Origin of the sequence: Bacillus sanguinis, assembly GCF_018332475.1 — a bacterium.
GTDB classification, from domain to species: Bacteria; Bacillota; Bacilli; order Bacillales; family Bacillaceae_G; genus Bacillus_A; species Bacillus_A sanguinis.
In genome coordinates this window covers 1-16,337 of sequence record NZ_BOQB01000006.1, presented here as the reverse complement: position 1 = coordinate 16,337, position 16,337 = coordinate 1, and the positions used below count along the sequence as shown (strand labels likewise).

The 16,337-nt window shown below is 36.5% G+C and carries 16 protein-coding genes and 4 tRNA genes; all 20 read left to right on the top strand.

Annotated elements, in window-relative coordinates:
• Nucleotides 1-87: 87 nt before the first annotated feature.
• The 20 genes from rpsF (at nt 88) to rlmH (ending at nt 16,039) form a co-directional block, all read left to right on the top strand.
• Nucleotides 88-378, top strand: coding sequence for a 30S ribosomal protein S6 (gene rpsF / locus KI369_RS00690; RefSeq protein ID WP_001233781.1), 291 nt, complete (start codon nt 88-90; stop codon nt 376-378).
• Nucleotides 379-404: 26 nt separating this feature from the next.
• Complete coding sequence (gene ssb / locus KI369_RS00685) at nt 405-926, top strand: single-stranded DNA-binding protein (RefSeq protein ID WP_000981963.1); 522 nt, start codon at nt 405-407, stop codon at nt 924-926.
• Between the two features lie 45 nt (nt 927-971).
• Nucleotides 972-1,205: a 30S ribosomal protein S18 gene (gene rpsR, locus KI369_RS00680; protein WP_000918873.1), complete on the top strand. Its 234-nt coding sequence runs from the start codon at nt 972-974 to the stop codon at nt 1,203-1,205.
• Between the two features lie 81 nt (nt 1,206-1,286).
• Entirely contained in the window at nt 1,287-2,222 is a 936-nt protein-coding gene (locus tag KI369_RS00675) for a YybS family protein (RefSeq protein ID WP_212954753.1), read from the top strand.
• 78 nt (nt 2,223-2,300) lie between these two features.
• Nucleotides 2,301-4,274, top strand: a complete 1,974-nt coding sequence (locus tag KI369_RS00670) for a DHH family phosphoesterase (protein ID WP_212954752.1) — start codon at nt 2,301-2,303, stop codon at nt 4,272-4,274.
• Entirely contained in the window at nt 4,271-4,717 is a 447-nt protein-coding gene (rplI, locus tag KI369_RS00665) for a 50S ribosomal protein L9 (protein ID WP_000864239.1), read from the top strand. Before KI369_RS00670 ends, rplI begins: the two co-directional genes overlap by 4 nt.
• 27 nt (nt 4,718-4,744) lie before the next feature.
• The gene (dnaB, locus tag KI369_RS00660; RefSeq protein WP_001286244.1) at nt 4,745-6,106 is read left to right on the top strand and encodes a replicative DNA helicase; all 1,362 of its coding nucleotides are present in this window, start codon (nt 4,745-4,747) and stop codon (nt 6,104-6,106) included.
• A gap of 215 nt (nt 6,107-6,321) precedes the next feature.
• Nucleotides 6,322-7,611 (top strand): adenylosuccinate synthase, encoded by a 1,290-nt coding sequence (locus KI369_RS00655; protein WP_166704371.1) that lies wholly within the window; start codon nt 6,322-6,324, stop codon nt 7,609-7,611.
• A gap of 141 nt (nt 7,612-7,752) precedes the next feature.
• Nucleotides 7,753-7,828, top strand: a tRNA-Lys gene (locus tag KI369_RS00650).
• A gap of 13 nt (nt 7,829-7,841) precedes the next feature.
• Nucleotides 7,842-7,913, top strand: a tRNA-Glu gene (locus tag KI369_RS00645).
• Between the two features lie 22 nt (nt 7,914-7,935).
• Nucleotides 7,936-8,011, top strand: a tRNA-Asp gene (locus tag KI369_RS00640).
• Between the two features lie 41 nt (nt 8,012-8,052).
• Nucleotides 8,053-8,125 (top strand) — tRNA-Phe (locus KI369_RS00635).
• A gap of 430 nt (nt 8,126-8,555) precedes the next feature.
• Entirely contained in the window at nt 8,556-9,263 is a 708-nt protein-coding gene (walR, locus tag KI369_RS00630; RefSeq protein WP_000971872.1) for a cell wall metabolism DNA-binding response regulator WalR, read from the top strand.
• A gap of 3 nt (nt 9,264-9,266) precedes the next feature.
• Complete coding sequence (gene walK, locus KI369_RS00625; protein ID WP_212954751.1) at nt 9,267-11,108, top strand: cell wall metabolism sensor histidine kinase WalK; 1,842 nt, start codon at nt 9,267-9,269, stop codon at nt 11,106-11,108.
• The gene (locus KI369_RS00620; protein ID WP_212954750.1) at nt 11,105-12,421 is read left to right on the top strand and encodes a YycH family regulatory protein; all 1,317 of its coding nucleotides are present in this window, start codon (nt 11,105-11,107) and stop codon (nt 12,419-12,421) included. Before walK ends, KI369_RS00620 begins: the two co-directional genes overlap by 4 nt.
• On the top strand, nt 12,402-13,244 hold the full coding sequence (locus KI369_RS00615) for a two-component system regulatory protein YycI (RefSeq protein WP_144614752.1): 843 nt from the start codon (nt 12,402-12,404) through the stop codon (nt 13,242-13,244). The genes KI369_RS00620 and KI369_RS00615 overlap by 20 nt, the downstream gene beginning before the upstream one ends.
• The gene (gene yycJ, locus KI369_RS00610; protein ID WP_000522836.1) at nt 13,228-14,022 is read left to right on the top strand and encodes an exodeoxyribonuclease YycJ; all 795 of its coding nucleotides are present in this window, start codon (nt 13,228-13,230) and stop codon (nt 14,020-14,022) included. The genes KI369_RS00615 and yycJ overlap by 17 nt, the downstream gene beginning before the upstream one ends.
• A gap of 63 nt (nt 14,023-14,085) precedes the next feature.
• A complete protein-coding gene (locus tag KI369_RS00605; protein ID WP_212954749.1) occupies nt 14,086-15,261 on the top strand; it encodes a S1C family serine protease in 1,176 nt (391 codons plus the stop codon).
• A 53-nt stretch (nt 15,262-15,314) separates the two neighbouring features.
• On the top strand, nt 15,315-15,500 hold the full coding sequence (locus tag KI369_RS00600; RefSeq protein WP_001052827.1) for a CxxH/CxxC protein: 186 nt from the start codon (nt 15,315-15,317) through the stop codon (nt 15,498-15,500).
• 59 nt (nt 15,501-15,559) lie between these two features.
• Nucleotides 15,560-16,039 carry a 23S rRNA (pseudouridine(1915)-N(3))-methyltransferase RlmH gene (gene rlmH / locus KI369_RS00595; protein WP_016079551.1) on the top strand — a complete coding sequence of 160 codons (480 nt, stop codon included), beginning with the start codon at nt 15,560-15,562 and terminating at the stop codon, nt 16,037-16,039.
• Nucleotides 16,040-16,337: the final 298 nt, after the last annotated feature.

Sequence of the window (16,337 nt, the reverse complement as noted above, 5' to 3'; positions counted from 1 at the left end):
TATAATCTAAACTCGTGAGTAATTACTATAAATTAATTGCTCCTTGCCCATTACGGGCCGTTTAGACCAAAAGGAGGTGAAAGTGTAATGAGAAAGTACGAAATTATGTACATCATTCGTCCTGGCGTTGAAGAAGAAGCTCAAAAAGCTTTAGTTGAACGTTTTGCAGGTGTTTTAACAAACAATGGTGCAGAAATCATTAACACGAAAGAGTGGGGTAAGCGTCGTTTAGCTTACGAAATCAACGACTTACGTGAAGGTTTCTACATGATCTTAAACGTGAACTCTAACGCAGAAGCGATTAATGAATTCGACCGTTTAGCTAAGATCAACGAAGACATCCTTCGTCATATCGTTGTTAAAGAAGAAGAAAAATAATTGATATATAAGGGAGAGTGGTTCGATTGATGAATCGTGTTATCCTCGTTGGTCGTTTAACTAAGGACCCTGACTTACGTTACACGCCCAATGGTGTTGCAGTAGCTACTTTTACGTTAGCTGTGAATCGCGCATTTGCGAATCAACAAGGTGAGCGTGAAGCTGACTTTATTAATTGTGTAATATGGCGTAAACAAGCAGAAAACGTAGCAAATTATTTGAAAAAAGGTAGCTTAGCAGGAGTAGATGGACGTCTTCAAACTCGTAATTACGATGGACAAGATGGTAAACGTGTATATGTAACAGAAGTTCTTGCGGAAAGCGTACAATTTTTAGAGCCGCGTAATGGCGGTGGGGAGCAACGTGGTTCATTTAATCAGCAACCATCAGGAGCTGGTTTCGGTAACCAAAGCTCTAACCCATTTGGTCAATCTAGTAATTCAGGTAACCAAGGTAATCAAGGAAACTCTGGATTTACGAAGAATGACGATCCATTTTCAAATGTAGGTCAACCGATCGACATTTCCGACGACGATTTACCGTTCTAATACAGTAAATTTGTTAGTTTTAACAAAGAATGGAGGGAAATAGACATGGCAGGACGCAAAGGTGGACGTGCGAAACGTCGTAAGGTGTGTTTCTTCACAGCTAACGGCATCACTCGCATCGATTATAAAGATGTTGATTTATTAAAACGTTTCGTTTCTGAGCGTGGTAAAATTTTACCTCGTCGTGTAACAGGAACAAGCGCAAAATACCAACGCAAACTTACAGTTGCAATTAAACGTGCTCGTCAAATGGCACTTTTACCATATGTTGGTGAATAATAGCGTATGAAATGCACAGTAGAGTCGGACTCTACTGTGCATTTTGCTATGCTTTTCTTTTTTTGAAAGAGAGGTTATATAATGAAGAATACGAAATTTATTACTGAGGGTGCATCGCTGTTAGCGATATATGCAATGTTATTGCTTATATCTATGTATGTTCCAATTTTAGGTGCAGTTGTAACATTTGCGCTGCCATTGCCATTTATATTGCTAACGATAAGATATAGATTATCTAACACCTTTGTAATTTTTACGGCAGCGCTTTTTATTACTGTTATTGTCAGTCAACCGATGAACTTAGTAAAGACAACTATGTTTGGATTGATAGGTATCGTTTTAGGATATATGTATAAAAGACGAAAAAAGCCGGTAGAAATTTTGATGGCGGGTATGCTTGCGTACTTAATTGGTATTATGCTCATTTATGTCGCAAGTATAAAGTTTTTTAACATAGATTTAATGAAGCAAATGCAAAATATGCTTAATGAAAGTATGGCGCAAAGTGAAAAGATAGTCACTGCTGCTGGTATGCCGATTAGTAAAGAGCAAAAAGAGTTATTTGCACAATTTAATGATGTGTTACAAACGTTATTCCCAAGTTTACTTGTAATGGTCTCGGTATGTTTTTCTTGGATTACAGTTATGATATCAGGTAGTACTTTAAGAAAGCTAAAACATGACGTTATACCTTGGCCTAAATTTAAAGATACACAATTACCAAAGAGTATCGTTTGGTATTACGTTATATTTATTTTGCTATCAACTTTTATAAAAGTAGAACCAACATCATATTTACATATGGTATTTTCTAATCTATATGTCATATTTGCTTTACTACTAGTACTGCAAGGTCTGACATTTATCGCTTTTCTAGCGCATAGAAAAGGTTTTACGAAAGGGGTTCCTATTATTAGTTTTGTTGTCTGCATGTTTATTCCGATGCTGTTTCCTCTTGTGACAATCTTAGGTATAATTGATTTAGGGATTTCATTGCGTTCTAAAATAGGAGGATAAAGTAATATTCCTTATACTATTTTAATCTGTTTAACTAACTGGAAGGTGAGTTAGTTTTACTTTATAGGAGTTGTATACATGCCTGAATTTTATAAGAAACAGTGGTTTTTATATCCTGTTTACGTATTGGCATTTTTTGTGTTTGTGCTTATTTCAATCCTCTGTTATTTTCATTTAATAATGGGGATAGTCTCCTTCTGTATTTTTTGTATCGTCCTTTTTCTTGTTGTACGATTTGAACTAAACTTTCAAAAGAATTTCGAGAAACATACGACAGATATGATTACAAGGGTAAAGAAAGTGAGTAATGAAGCATTTAACCAAATGCCGATTGGTATTTTGTTATACAATAAGGATTATGGGATTGATTGGGCGAATCCTTATTTATCTTCGTGTCTCGGGCAGCATGCATTAGCTGGATGGCACCTTTATGATGTATCAGAAACGTTACTTCTTTTTATTAAGGGAGAAACTTCCGATGATATAGTCTCTTTAAATAATCGAAAGTTTCGTGTCTTTGTAAGGAAAGAAGAAAAGTTAATTTATTTCTTTGATGTAACGGAACAAACAGAGATTGAAAAGATGTACGAGGATCAACGTACTGTTTTGGCTGTCATTTATTTAGATAATTATGATGAAGTTACACAAGGATTAGATGATCAATTACGTACGAATATAACAAGTCTTGTAACATCACGACTAAATGAATGGGCCGTTAAGTATGGAGCATATTTAAAACGTGCATCTTCAGAAAGATTCTTCGTTGTGTTAAATGAGAGTATTTTAGCGCAGATGGAGAAAGGGAAATTTAGCATTTTAGATCAGGTGCGTGAAGAAACATCTAAAAGGAATATACCACTCACCTTAAGTGTCGGTGTTGGATCAGGTGATTTACCTTTATCAGAACTTGGGGCAATGGCTCAGTCTGGTTTAGACCTTGCGCTTGGCCGTGGTGGAGATCAAGTAGCTATTAAGCAAGCAACAGGTAAAGTTAAGTTTTATGGTGGTAAGACAAATCCGGTAGAAAAACGTACTCGTGTACGTGCTAGAGTTATTTCGCACGCATTAAAAGATTTAGTATTAGAAAGTAGTAACGTCATTATAATGGGGCATAGGGCTCCTGATATGGACGCAATTGGTGCTGCGATTGGTATTTTAAAGGTAGCGCAATTAAATGAGCGCAAAGGATATATTGTGCTAGATGAAAATGATTCTGATAAGGGAATTAAGCGTTTAATGGATAAAGTGAAACAAAACGAAGAATTATGGTCTCACTTTATTACACCAGAACAAGCGATGGAATTTGCAAATGATGATTCATTACTTGTTGTTGTTGATACGCATAAACCTTCAATGGTGATGGAAGAAAAGCTATTACGCAAGATTGAAAATGTAGTTGTTATTGACCATCATCGCCGAGGGGAAGACTTTATTGAAGATCCGTTGCTTGTTTACATGGAGCCATATGCTTCTTCCACGGCAGAACTTGTTACAGAATTACTGGAATACCAACCGAAAAATTTAAAAATGACAATGTTAGAAGCGACAGCGTTGTTAGCAGGTATTATTGTTGATACGAAGAGCTTTACATTCCGGACAGGTGCTCGTACGTTCGATGCCGCTTCTTATCTACGCTCTCATGGTGCAGATACCGTACTTGTACAAGAGCTTTTAAAAGAAGATATAAATCAGTATTTACGGGTTGCAAAAGCTATTAAAAATGCGTACATTTATACAAATGGAATTGCAATTGCAAAAGTTGATAGTGATGATTACTACGATCAAGTGCTTATTGCGCAATCAGCGGACACATTATTAACAATGACAGGAATTACTGCATCATTTGTTATTGCAAAACGTGGCGAGAATTTCATTGGAATTAGCGGCAGGTCTTTAGGTGAAGTCAATGTGCAGCTAATTATGGAAAACTTAGGTGGTGGCGGGCATTTAACAAATGCAGCCACGCAAATGAAAAATGTTACAGTAGATGAAGCTGAGGAGAAGCTTCGATTTGTTATTGATGACTATTTACAGGGAGGCACACAATCATGAAAGTAATTTTTCTAAAAGACGTAAAAGGTAAAGGGAAAAAAGGCGAAGTAAAAAACGTACCAGATGGTTATGCAAATAACTTCTTACTAAAACAAGGGTTAGCTGCTGAAGCGACAAATAGCAGTATGAAAACTTTAGAAGCTCAAAAGCGTAAAGAAGAAAAAGATGCAGAGGCAGAGCTTGAAAGTGCAAAACAATTAAAAGAAACGTTAGAGAAACTAACTGTAGAAGTAAAGGCTAAATCTGGAGAAGGTGGCCGTCTATTCGGTTCAATTACAAGTAAACAAATCGTAGATGCGATGCAAAAATCACACAAGATTAAACTTGATAAGCGTAAATTTGAAATGGATGATGCAATTCGTGCATTAGGCTATACAAATGTTACTGTGAAATTGCATCCACAAGTAACAGCAACAGTAAAAGTTCATGTTAGTGAACAATAAAACTAAGTTAAGCAAGGAGGATTGCGTATGAGTGATGTAATGGCTGATCGTACCCCTCCGCATAATATAGAAGCTGAGCAGGCAGTCTTAGGTGCTATATTGATTGATCAGGATGCGTTAACGTCAGCATCGGAACTATTGGTACCTGACTCATTTTATCGAACGAAACATCAAAAGATTTTCGAAGTTATGCTTGGATTATCTGATAAGGGGGAGCCAATCGACTTAGTAATGATGACGTCAGCGATGGCTGATCAAGGGTTATTAGAAGAAGTTGGTGGGGTTTCTTACTTAGCAGAATTAGCAGAAGTTGTTCCGACCGCTGCTAACGTAGAGTATTATGCACGAATCATTGCTGAAAAAGCGCTGTTACGTCGTTTAATTCGAACAGCGACTCATATCGTGTCAGATGGATATGAGAGAGAAGATGATGTGGATGGCCTTTTAAATGAGGCTGAGAAAAAAATATTAGAAGTATCTCATCAAACGAATGCGAAAGCATTCCAAAATATTAAAGACGTTCTTGTAGATGCTTACGATAAAATCGAACTTTTGCATAATCAAAAAGGTGAAGTTACCGGGATACCAACTGGATTTACTGAATTAGATAAAATGACAGCAGGGTTCCAACGAAATGATTTAATTATCGTGGCGGCACGTCCATCGGTAGGGAAAACGGCATTTTCATTAAATATTGCACAAAATGTGGCGACGAAAACAGATGAAAATGTAGCGATTTTTAGTCTAGAGATGGGTGCTGATCAGCTTGTTATGCGTATGCTTTGTGCAGAAGGAAATATTGATGCACAAAGACTTCGTACTGGGTCATTAACTTCTGATGATTGGGCGAAATTAACGATGGCAATGGGTAGCCTTTCTAATGCAGGTATCTATATTGATGATACGCCAGGGATTAAAGTAAATGAGATCCGAGCAAAATGTCGTAGATTAAAGCAAGAACAGGGTCTTGGTATGATCTTGATTGACTACTTGCAGCTTATTCAAGGAAGCGGGAAATCAGGAGAGAACCGTCAGCAGGAAGTATCTGAGATTTCTCGTACACTAAAAGGGATTGCACGTGAATTGCAAGTTCCTGTTATTGCCTTGTCACAGTTATCTCGTGGTGTAGAATCTCGTCAAGATAAACGTCCGATGATGTCTGATATTCGTGAATCGGGAAGTATTGAGCAGGATGCCGATATTGTAGCCTTCTTATATCGTGAAGATTACTATGACCGAGAAACAGAAAATAAAAATACGATTGAAATTATTATTGCAAAGCAGCGTAACGGTCCTGTAGGCTCAGTAGAACTCGCATTCGTTAAAGAGTTCAATAAGTTCGTTAACTTAGAACGTCGCTTCGAGGATGGACATGCGCCGCCTGCATAAAGATAGTATAAAAAAGAAACACATTTCTTATAATAAGATGTGTTTCTTTTTTTTTATAGGAAAGATAAGGCTTTCATAATGTAAAAATATAATTCTTACGAACGAAAATGTTTTTTAATAAAAAAATGTTCGCTTTTTGGTTGACTTCTTTTTCCGTTTTGGTACAATTATATTGTTTGAATAGATCGTTTGAAAATTGCGGAGGTGCTTTAATAATGTCTTCAGTAGTAGTTGTAGGAACACAATGGGGCGACGAAGGAAAAGGTAAAATCACTGATTTTCTTTCTGAGCATGCGGAAGTAGTTGCAAGATATCAAGGTGGAAATAACGCGGGACATACAATTGTTTTCGGCGGAGTTAAATATAAATTACACTTAATTCCATCTGGTATTTTCTATAAAGAGAAAATTTGTGTAATCGGAAATGGCTTAGTAGTAGATCCGAAAGCATTACTTGAAGAGTTAAAATACTTACACGATCGTGGTGTAAGTACTGATAATTTACGTGTAAGTAACCGTGCGCACGTTATTTTACCTTATCACTTAAAACAAGATGAGTTAGAAGAAGCAAGTAAAGGTGATAACAAAATCGGTACAACGAAAAAAGGTATCGGTCCTGCATATATGGATAAAGCTGCTCGTATTGGTATTCGTATGGCTGATCTTTTAGACCGTGAAGCATTTAAAGAGAAGCTTGAGCGCAATTTAGTAGAAAAAAATCGTTTATTTGAAAAAATGTACGATACAGAAGGTTTCAGTGTAGAAGAAATCTTCGAAGAGTACTTCGAGTACGGACAACAAATCGCGCAATATGTATGTGATACGTCTGTTGTATTAAATGATGCGCTAGATAACAATCACCGTGTACTATTTGAAGGTGCACAAGGGGTTATGCTTGATATCGACCACGGTACGTACCCGTTCGTTACATCTTCGAACCCGATTGCCGGCGGTGTAACAGTTGGAACTGGAGTTGGTCCTGCGAAAGTTACTCGCGTTGTAGGTGTATGTAAAGCATATACAAGCCGTGTTGGTGATGGTCCATTCCCTACTGAGCTTCATGATGAAATTGGTCATCAAATTCGTGAAGTTGGTCGTGAATATGGAACGACAACTGGTCGTCCACGCCGTGTAGGTTGGTTCGATAGCGTTGTTGTAAGACATGCACGTCGTGTTAGTGGTTTAACAGATTTATCATTAAACTCTATCGACGTTCTAACTGGTATTCCAACTCTTAAAATTTGTGTTGCTTACAAATGCGATGGCGAAGTTATCGATGAAGTTCCAGCAAACTTAAACATTTTAGCAAAATGTGAGCCTGTATACGAAGAGCTTCCAGGTTGGACAGAAGATATTACTGGTGTAAGATCATTAGACGAGCTTCCTGAAAATGCAAGAAAATACGTAGAACGTGTTTCTGAGTTAACAGGAATTCAATTATCTATGTTCTCAGTTGGACCAGATCGTAACCAAACAAATATCGTTCGTAACGTATACGAAGCTTAATTGATATTTTGGAGAAAAAACTCATGTCCGCATGAGTTTTTTCTTATCTTTTATAAAAAAATAAAAAAAGGTATTGCAAAAAACAAAGAAAACATGTTATGATACATCTTGTCGTCACGAAAATATGACGTTGGTGAGTATGAGCCATTAGCTCAGCTGGTAGAGCATCTGACTTTTAATCAGAGGGTCGAAGGTTCGAATCCTTCATGGCTCACCATTTTATTTTTCGTGGCCCGTTGGTCAAGTGGTTAAGACACCGCCCTTTCACGGCGGTAACACGGGTTCGAATCCCGTACGGGTCATGTTTTTTTTATGTTCATTTTTGGTCCCGTGGTGTAGTGGTTAACATGCCTGCCTGTCACGCAGGAGATCGCCGGTTCGACCCCGGTCGGGACCGCCACTTTTGTTTATACCACCATTAGTGGTTTTATATATAGTTTTGGCTCGGTAGCTCAGTCGGTAGAGCAGAGGACTGAAAATCCTCGTGTCGGCGGTTCGATTCCGTCCCGAGCCACTCTCAGGATATTAAGTGGGCCCACTTAATATCCTTTTTATTTGTGTAATTTTACAAAATTGAGTAGTTATTTTAAAATAGAATGAGGAGCCTCTAGCAGTTGAAGCTAGAGGTTTTTCTATAGATCGTATAGGATTCCGTGTAAAAGTGGATCATACATGAGTCTGTGAGAATAGAGGAGAAAGTACTTAAGCAAAAGATGCGGTCATATAGGGACATACTATGTAGACATCAATGTGTTTAGGGATATTGACCATATTTTTACCCCGCTGTTGGCGGGCAGTAAGATCCTACCTCAAAATCAGCGAAGGTAAAGAAGTCGGGTGTGGGATCAACTGTCCGTAAATGCCCAATTGGTGAGGGCTAATAATCGGTGGAGGATGAAACTCCCCAACGATTAAAGTTTCACTTTATAAGGAGGAAATAGACGATGATGGGAAAGAAAATTTTAGTAGTTGATGATGAAAAGCCGATTGCGGATATTTTGAAGTTCAACCTAGAAAAAGAAGGTTTTGAAATTGTAATGGCGCATGATGGTGATGAAGCGATTGAAAAGGCGACTGAAGAACAGCCAGATATGGTTTTATTAGATATTATGCTACCAGGTAAGGATGGTTTAGAGGTTTGCCGTGAAATACGTAAAAGCTCAGAAATGCCGATTATTATGCTAACAGCGAAGGACTCTGAAATCGATAAAGTACTAGGGCTAGAGCTTGGGGCAGATGATTATGTAACGAAGCCATTTAGTACGAGAGAATTACTTGCTCGTGTGAAGGCGAATTTACGTCGCCATCAACAAGGTGGTGCGGCAGAAAAAGAAGAAAATACGGAAATGGTTATTGGCCCAATTGTTATCAATCCAAATGCGTATAGTGTAACGAAACGTGAGGAAAATATTGAACTTACACATCGTGAATTTGAGTTACTACATTATTTAGCAAAACATTTAGGACAAGTTATGACACGCGAACATTTATTGCAAACAGTTTGGGGTTATGACTATTTTGGAGATGTACGTACAGTGGATGTAACAGTGCGTCGTCTACGTGAAAAAATTGAAGATAATCCAAGTCATCCTACATTAATTGTCACTAGACGTGGAGTAGGGTATTACTTGCGTGACCCAGAGCAGGAATAGTATATGAAGAAAGTCGGTTTTTTTCAATCTATTCATTTAAAATTTGTGCTCATATATATGCTATTAATATTAATAGCTATGCAAGTTATTGGGGTATATTTCGTTAGGGAGTTAGAAAAGAGTCTTGTACAAGGCTTTAGAGATTCTTTAACGCAGCAAACGAACTTATTAGCATATAATTTGAAACAAGAGTTTAAAAAAAGTCATACAAAAGCAGAAACAGAATCGACAGATGAAACGATTAAAACTTCAATTCGAAAATTTGCCTCTGATCGAAAGAAAGATATCCAAGAGGTAAGTGTATTTGATTCGAATAGAAAGTTACTTGCTATTTCAGATGAGTCAAAGCAAAACAAGGTAAATAGAACATCAACTAATATAGCTGTTCAGCGGGTATTGGTGCAAAAAAAGCCAGAAGTGAAAATTGAGAAGGATGGTCGTACAGGCCATCGTGTACAAGTTATGCTTACTCCTATTATAGATGATAATGGCAAGGATGCACTTGGTGTTATTTACATTGTTGCATCTATGGAAGATGTCTATAAACAGATGAAGGATATTAATCAAATTTTTGCGACTGGAACCGTTATTGCGTTACTCGTAACAGCTGTACTTGGAATTTTGTTAGCTCAAACGATTACGAGACCAATCTCAGATATGCGAAGACAAGCAATTGAAATGGCAAAAGGAAACTATTCAAGAAAAGTAAAAGTGCATAGCCATGATGAAATTGGACAATTAGCATTATCTTTTAATAATTTATCAAAAAAATTACAACAAGCTCGTTCTTCAACGGAAAGTGAAAGACGTAAATTATCATCCGTTTTATCACATATGACAGATGGAGTAATTGCTACTGACCGAAAAGGGGACATTATTTTATTAAATGATCCTGCGGAAAAGATGCTAAATGTTTCGCGTGAAACAGCACTCGATCAATCTGTTTTAGAAGTATTAGGGATACAGGAAGAATTTACGCTCGATCATTTATACGAAGAGCCTGATTCTGTTTTATTAGATTTTAGTACGAGAAATGAGCCATATATTTTACGAGCTAGTTTCTCTGTTATTCAAAAAGAGACAGGGAAAGCAAATGGTTTAATAGCCGTATTATATGACGTAACTGAGCAGGAGCGTATAGAGAGGGAACGCCGCGAGTTCGTGGCAAACGTTTCCCATGAATTAAGAACGCCATTAACAACGATGCGCAGTTACTTAGAGGCGCTTACGGACGGCGCGTGGCAAGATCCGAATATTGCACCGCAATTTTTAACAGTTACACAAGAAGAAACAGAAAGAATGATTAGACTTGTAAATGCGTTATTGCAACTATCTAAACTCGATAGTACAGAACATCGTTTAATGAAAGAATGGATCGACTTTACTGACTTCTTTAATAACATTATTGATCGTTTTGAAATGTCTAAAGAGCAAAACGTAAGTTTCAAACGATCTTTCTCTAAGAAATCCCGATTTATTGATATGGATACGGATAAAATTACACAAGTTTTGTATAACATTATTTCGAATGCATTAAAATATTCACCAGAAGGTGGAACAGTAACATATCGTTTACGTGATCGCGGTGAGTTATTAGAGATTAGTGTAAGCGACCAAGGAATGGGTATTCCAAAAGAGAATGTCGATAAAATCTTTGAACGTTTTTATCGCGTAGATAAAGCACGGTCAAGACAAATGGGTGGTACAGGACTTGGATTAGCAATTGCGAAAGAAATGATTGAGGCACATGGTGGCTCGATTTGGGCGAAGAGTGAGGAAGGAAAAGGGACAACTATTTATTTCACTTTACCAATGGCAGCGGATGAAGAGGACGATTGGGAATGAGTATGGAAAATGTTAAAACAATCGTTTTAATTAATTTAGTTGTAATTAGCCTATTTCTTACTTTTAACTTATGGACGTATGTGCCAGATTCAACGTCTATGCAAAACGCAAAATTTGTACAGGGGAATGAAGGAACTACTCAAACTAAAATTGGTGATGTTGTCCGCCCTACTTCTATCATCGTGCATAAAGATAAAAATCATTATGGGAGCAAAAGAGAGGGAGATGTAGAATCAATCTATAAACCTTTGGAAGCAGGGGAATTATATGATTTCAAAGAGATATCGATTGCTAAAGCTGATTTCCTTTCTTATGTGCATGGTGAAGGGAAAATTGAACTTGTTTTTCCTACTAACATTCCATTTGATGCAGTTAAATCTATGTTTAATATGAAAGAAAAGAGTATAAATAAGCCTAAATATTTTAATCGAATTATTCTTGACCCTTCTAGAAGTAGGGATCAAGAAATTAAAATTAATTTTGTTTCTGATGGTGATAACTCTAGAATATATGAAGCAAAATTAAGTGGTGTGTATTTAAAGGATGTTGTAAATGCACAAAATCAATTTGTAGTATCGGCAAAACCTTATTTTGACTATCAAATTAATGATATGAAAAAGTTATTTTTACCAGATGGAACGACAGAATTAAGTAATATAACATATATTTCATCTAATTTAGCGGTGGATACATTTAAGAATGCTCTGTTTAGTGACCCACGTTATTTAAGCCCGATTACCGAGAAATCGAAAGAAACATTTACTGATGGTATTAGGTCTATGGAGATTGAAAACGATCATCATATGCTAAAGTATAAAAATTCTTCTGTTTCAAGTGAGAAAACGACAGATAATTTAATGCTTTTACAAAAAAGCTTTGATTTTGTAAATGGTCACAGTGGGAGTTTAGATTCATATCGTTTGGACTATATGAATAAAGGACAGACAGTATTCCGTTTACATGAAGATGGATATTCCGTATTCAATACAGATGGATTAGCTGAATTGAGACAAGTATGGGGATCAGAAGAAGTAATGGAGTATGAAAGACCGTTGTTGTCTTTAAATACGAAAGGTATAGAACAGAAGGTTACTCTTCCATCAGGTCACGTTGTAATAGCATCCTTAGAAAATAATGCCGCTGTAGATAAGCGCTTCATTAAAGACATTGGGATTGGATACAAATTATCACTAGATGGGCAAGTAGCTCGACTACAGCCAATTTGGTATGTAAAGTTTGTTGAAGATGAAGCTGGTAAACAAAAAATATATGAGTGGAGTGAGGGAGGACTAAATGGATTGGGATCGGATTAAAACCATATTTATTGTGACCTTTTTTGTTTTGGACCTCTTTCTCATTTTTCAATTCATTCAAAAGCAGGATAGTAATCAATTGGAGCTTATTGCAGAAACAAAGATAGATCAAGAATTAAAAGCAAACAAAATTACTATGGGTAATTTCCCTAAAGAACCGAAAAAAGAGTCATTTATTAGGGCCGAAAACAAGGCATTTAAAGAAGAAGATGTACAGTCTTTAAAAAATCAAACGGCGCATATACAAAATATGTACAAGATAGAAAGCAAGCTAAAAGAGCCCTTTTTGAATACAAAATCATTATCCAAAGATAAGTATAGTGATTTTTTGAAGAACTATGTATTGGATGGACAAAAGTATGAGTTTGGAGCGATGAAAGACTCTAAAATTTACTTCTTCCAAAAATATAAAGATAAACCCATTTTCTATAACGATCAAGCGATGATTGTTGTGGAATTAAATGAAAAAAATGAACTTGTGTCATACACGCAGACGATGCTAACAGATTTAAAAGAAATGGGCGAAAGTGAAAAAACGAAACAGCAAGAAATTATTACTGCCCAAACGGCCTTAGAAAATCTGTATTTAAAAAATAAAGTTCATGGGAATACACATGTAAAAGAAGCACAAATTGGTTATGCCAACCTTACCGCATCTACTTCTAATAACCAAGTACTTGCTCCAACATGGAACTTAAAAACGGAGCAGAAGCAGGACTTCTTTGTAAATGCAATTGAAGGACAAGTTATGGAATTAGGGGAAAGGGAAAATCAAGTGGTTGATGAACATACTGGAGTGAGAAAGAATGGGGTTGCATTTTAGCGTACTTGCAAGTGGAAGTACAGGGAATATGTTATATGTAGGAACAGATGAAAAGAAATTACTCGTCGATGCAGGTTTAAGTGGTAAAGCAACAGAGGCTTTATTTAAACAGGCAGAACTAAATATAAATGATGTATCGGGTATTCTTGTAACACATGAACATAGCGATCATATTAAAGGATTAGGTGTATTAGCACGTAAATATGATTTACCTGTTTATGCGAATGAGAAAACATGGAATGCAATGGAACACTTAATAGGAAATATCCCAACAGAGCAAAAGTTCATTTTCTCAGTTGGGGATGTGAAAACATTCGGTGATATTGAGGTCGAGTCATTTGGGGTTTCTCATGATGCGGCAGAGCCAATGTTCTATGCTTTTCACAACAATAATAGAAAGTTAGCCCTTATTACAGATACGGGATACGTGAGTGACCGTATGAAAGGTGTTATTAAGGGGGCTAACGCTTTCGTATTTGAAAGTAATCATGACGTGGAAATGCTTCGTATGGGACGTTATCCATGGAGTATTAAGCGACGTATTTTAAGTGATGTAGGGCACGTTTGTAATGAGGACGCTGCATTAGCGATGGCGGATGTAATTACAGATGAGACAAAACATATTTATTTAGCCCATTTAAGTTTAGATAATAACATGAAAGAACTAGCACGTATGTCAGTATCACAAGTACTAGAGGAAAAAGGATTTGGAGTGGGAGAAGCCTTTGAAATTCATGATACAGATCCAAAAATGCCGACAAAAATTCAATACGTATAATTCTTCATTTTAGTAAACAATAAAGGTGAATATAGTTGTTTTCAGGAAGATGGGTGAACAAATATGTCCTTTATTGATGAAGAAAATTATCGTATGAAACGTGCAAGAAAAAAGAAGCATAAAGGTATTGTCATTTCTAGTATAGCGGGAACAATTGTAGGAGCTTCGTTATTTGCATTTGGAGCTCCTTTGTTTTCAAATGATGCGGGCGCGTTTCCGCAAGCTGAAGCAAGTGGAAGTAATATGGCCGAAGCGCAAGGAATTAAACAGATTAGTTTTGTGGATGCTGTTGATCGTGCGTCTGAAGCTGTTGTTGGCGTTATTAATATTCAACGAGATAATTTTTCAGAGGCAGATTCAGAAGCTGGTACAGGATCAGGTGTAATTTATAAAAAGGCAGATGGCCAAGCTTATATCGTAACGAATAATCATGTTGTTGCTGGAGCAAGTCGTATTGAGGTAAGTTTAAGTGATGGTAAGAAGGTTCCTGGTAAAGTATTAGGAACCGATGTAGTCACAGATTTAGCTGTACTAGAAATAGATGCAAAGCATGTGAAAAAAATAATTGAAATTGGTGATTCTAATACTGTTCGTAGAGGAGAACCGGTCATTGCGATCGGAAACCCACTAGGACTGCAATTTTCTGGGACTGTCACACAAGGCATTATTTCAGCTAATGAACGTATTGTTCCTGTAGATTTGGATCAAGATGGACATTACGATTGGCAAGTAGAAGTATTGCAAACAGATGCAGCAATTAATCCAGGTAATAGTGGTGGTGCGCTTGTAAATGCGGCAGGTCAATTAATTGGTATTAACTCAATGAAAATTGCAGCAAAAGAAGTTGAAGGAATTGGACTAGCCATTCCAGTTACTAGAGCTGTTCCCATTATGAATGAATTAGAGAAGCACGGAAAAGTAAGGAGACCGTATGTTGGAATTGAACTTAGATCGTTAAATGAGATTCCGAATTACCATTGGTCAAAAACATTGCATTTACCGGGCAATGTAACAGAGGGAGTTTGCATTTTAGATGTGAAAAGTCCTTCGCCAGGTGTAGATGCTGGTTTACGAGAACATGACGTGATTGTAGCAGTAGATGGAAAACCGGTTCGTGATATTATCGGATTCCGTACGGCCTTATATGATAAAAAAATTAATGATAAAATGACCCTTACGTTTTATCGTGGTACAAAACGAGCAACAACAACGGTTAAATTAGGCATTCAAAAGTATTAAAAACAGGAGGGCCTACCTCCTGTTTTCTATTGTAGAAAAGTGAGGTGAAGAATATGAATTTACCTTGTTGTTTAGAACATGTTGAATTAGCTTTAGATATTATTGTGGATGAGTGTGAAGTCGCACCGGTTATCAACAATGTGGATAACTCAGAAAAAGAGAAAAAAACATGTGAATTTTGTCAAAATGAGGCGACATATGTTGTATCGAACACAGATTCTCACACAATATGTGGGTAACATTTGTGGATATGTGGATAAGTTATGTGGATAACATGTTTGTAAGGTGGGGAATACGTGTGAATATCTCGATTATTTCAATTGGGAAATTAAAAGAAAAATATTTAAAACAAGGTATAGCAGAATACTTAAAACGATTATCTGTATACGCAAAAGTAGAAGTAATTGAATTGCCAGATGAAAAGGCACCAGAAAATTTAAGTGAAGCAGAAATGTTAATTGTAAAAGAAAAAGAAGGTATACGTATACTGGATAAAATTTCTGACGATACGCATGTCATTGCGTTAGCGATAGAAGGAAAGCAAAAATCATCAGAAGAATTTGCAGTAAGCTTAGATCGTCTTGCTACATATGGAAAAAGTAAAGTTGCATTTGTAATTGGTGGATCACTTGGACTAAGTTCAGAAGTAATGAAGCGTTCAAATGAATCTCTTTCTTTTTCAAAGATGACATTACCACACCAATTAATGCGATTGGTATTGCTTGAGCAAGTGTATAGAGCGTTTCGTATTAATCGTGGTGAACCGTATCATAAGTAAGTGTGGCTTTAGTCAACTAATCATTTATTATTAAATAATGAGTATTAAAAGAATTAACAGTCTTACTAATTTGAAGTAAGGCTGTTTTATTTTGTTTATTATGGTAAATTATGTGGTGAATATACTTGTGTAATGTTAGTAGTTAGACATTAGAAGTTTATAGGTTGAATTTTTTAAGGACATATAATTGCAGTTCAAGAGGATATATTTTTTAGTAAATTAATATAGTTTATTAATAAAAATAATTATTTAAATCTGGGAAAGAGTAAATTGAATTGGTAATTAGGAATAATAAAGA

What these genes read in the sequence shown, in the direction of transcription:
- rpsF (WP_001233781.1), top strand. Translation starts at nt 88, where the DNA reads ATGAGAAAGTACGAAATTATGTACATCATTCGTCCTGGCGTTGAAGAA.
- rpsR (WP_000918873.1), top strand. Translation starts at nt 972, where the DNA reads ATGGCAGGACGCAAAGGTGGACGTGCGAAACGTCGTAAGGTGTGTTTC.
- KI369_RS00675 (WP_212954753.1), top strand. Translation starts at nt 1,287, where the DNA reads ATGAAGAATACGAAATTTATTACTGAGGGTGCATCGCTGTTAGCGATA.
- KI369_RS00670 (WP_212954752.1), top strand. Translation starts at nt 2,301, where the DNA reads ATGCCTGAATTTTATAAGAAACAGTGGTTTTTATATCCTGTTTACGTA.
- rplI (WP_000864239.1), top strand. Translation starts at nt 4,271, where the DNA reads ATGAAAGTAATTTTTCTAAAAGACGTAAAAGGTAAAGGGAAAAAAGGC.
- dnaB (WP_001286244.1), top strand. Translation starts at nt 4,745, where the DNA reads ATGAGTGATGTAATGGCTGATCGTACCCCTCCGCATAATATAGAAGCT.
- KI369_RS00655 (WP_166704371.1), top strand. Translation starts at nt 6,322, where the DNA reads ATGTCTTCAGTAGTAGTTGTAGGAACACAATGGGGCGACGAAGGAAAA.
- walR (WP_000971872.1), top strand. Translation starts at nt 8,556, where the DNA reads ATGATGGGAAAGAAAATTTTAGTAGTTGATGATGAAAAGCCGATTGCG.
- walK (WP_212954751.1), top strand. Translation starts at nt 9,267, where the DNA reads ATGAAGAAAGTCGGTTTTTTTCAATCTATTCATTTAAAATTTGTGCTC.
- KI369_RS00620 (WP_212954750.1), top strand. Translation starts at nt 11,105, where the DNA reads ATGAGTATGGAAAATGTTAAAACAATCGTTTTAATTAATTTAGTTGTA.
- KI369_RS00615 (WP_144614752.1), top strand. Translation starts at nt 12,402, where the DNA reads ATGGATTGGGATCGGATTAAAACCATATTTATTGTGACCTTTTTTGTT.
- yycJ (WP_000522836.1), top strand. Translation starts at nt 13,228, where the DNA reads ATGGGGTTGCATTTTAGCGTACTTGCAAGTGGAAGTACAGGGAATATG.
- KI369_RS00605 (WP_212954749.1), top strand. Translation starts at nt 14,086, where the DNA reads ATGTCCTTTATTGATGAAGAAAATTATCGTATGAAACGTGCAAGAAAA.
- KI369_RS00600 (WP_001052827.1), top strand. Translation starts at nt 15,315, where the DNA reads ATGAATTTACCTTGTTGTTTAGAACATGTTGAATTAGCTTTAGATATT.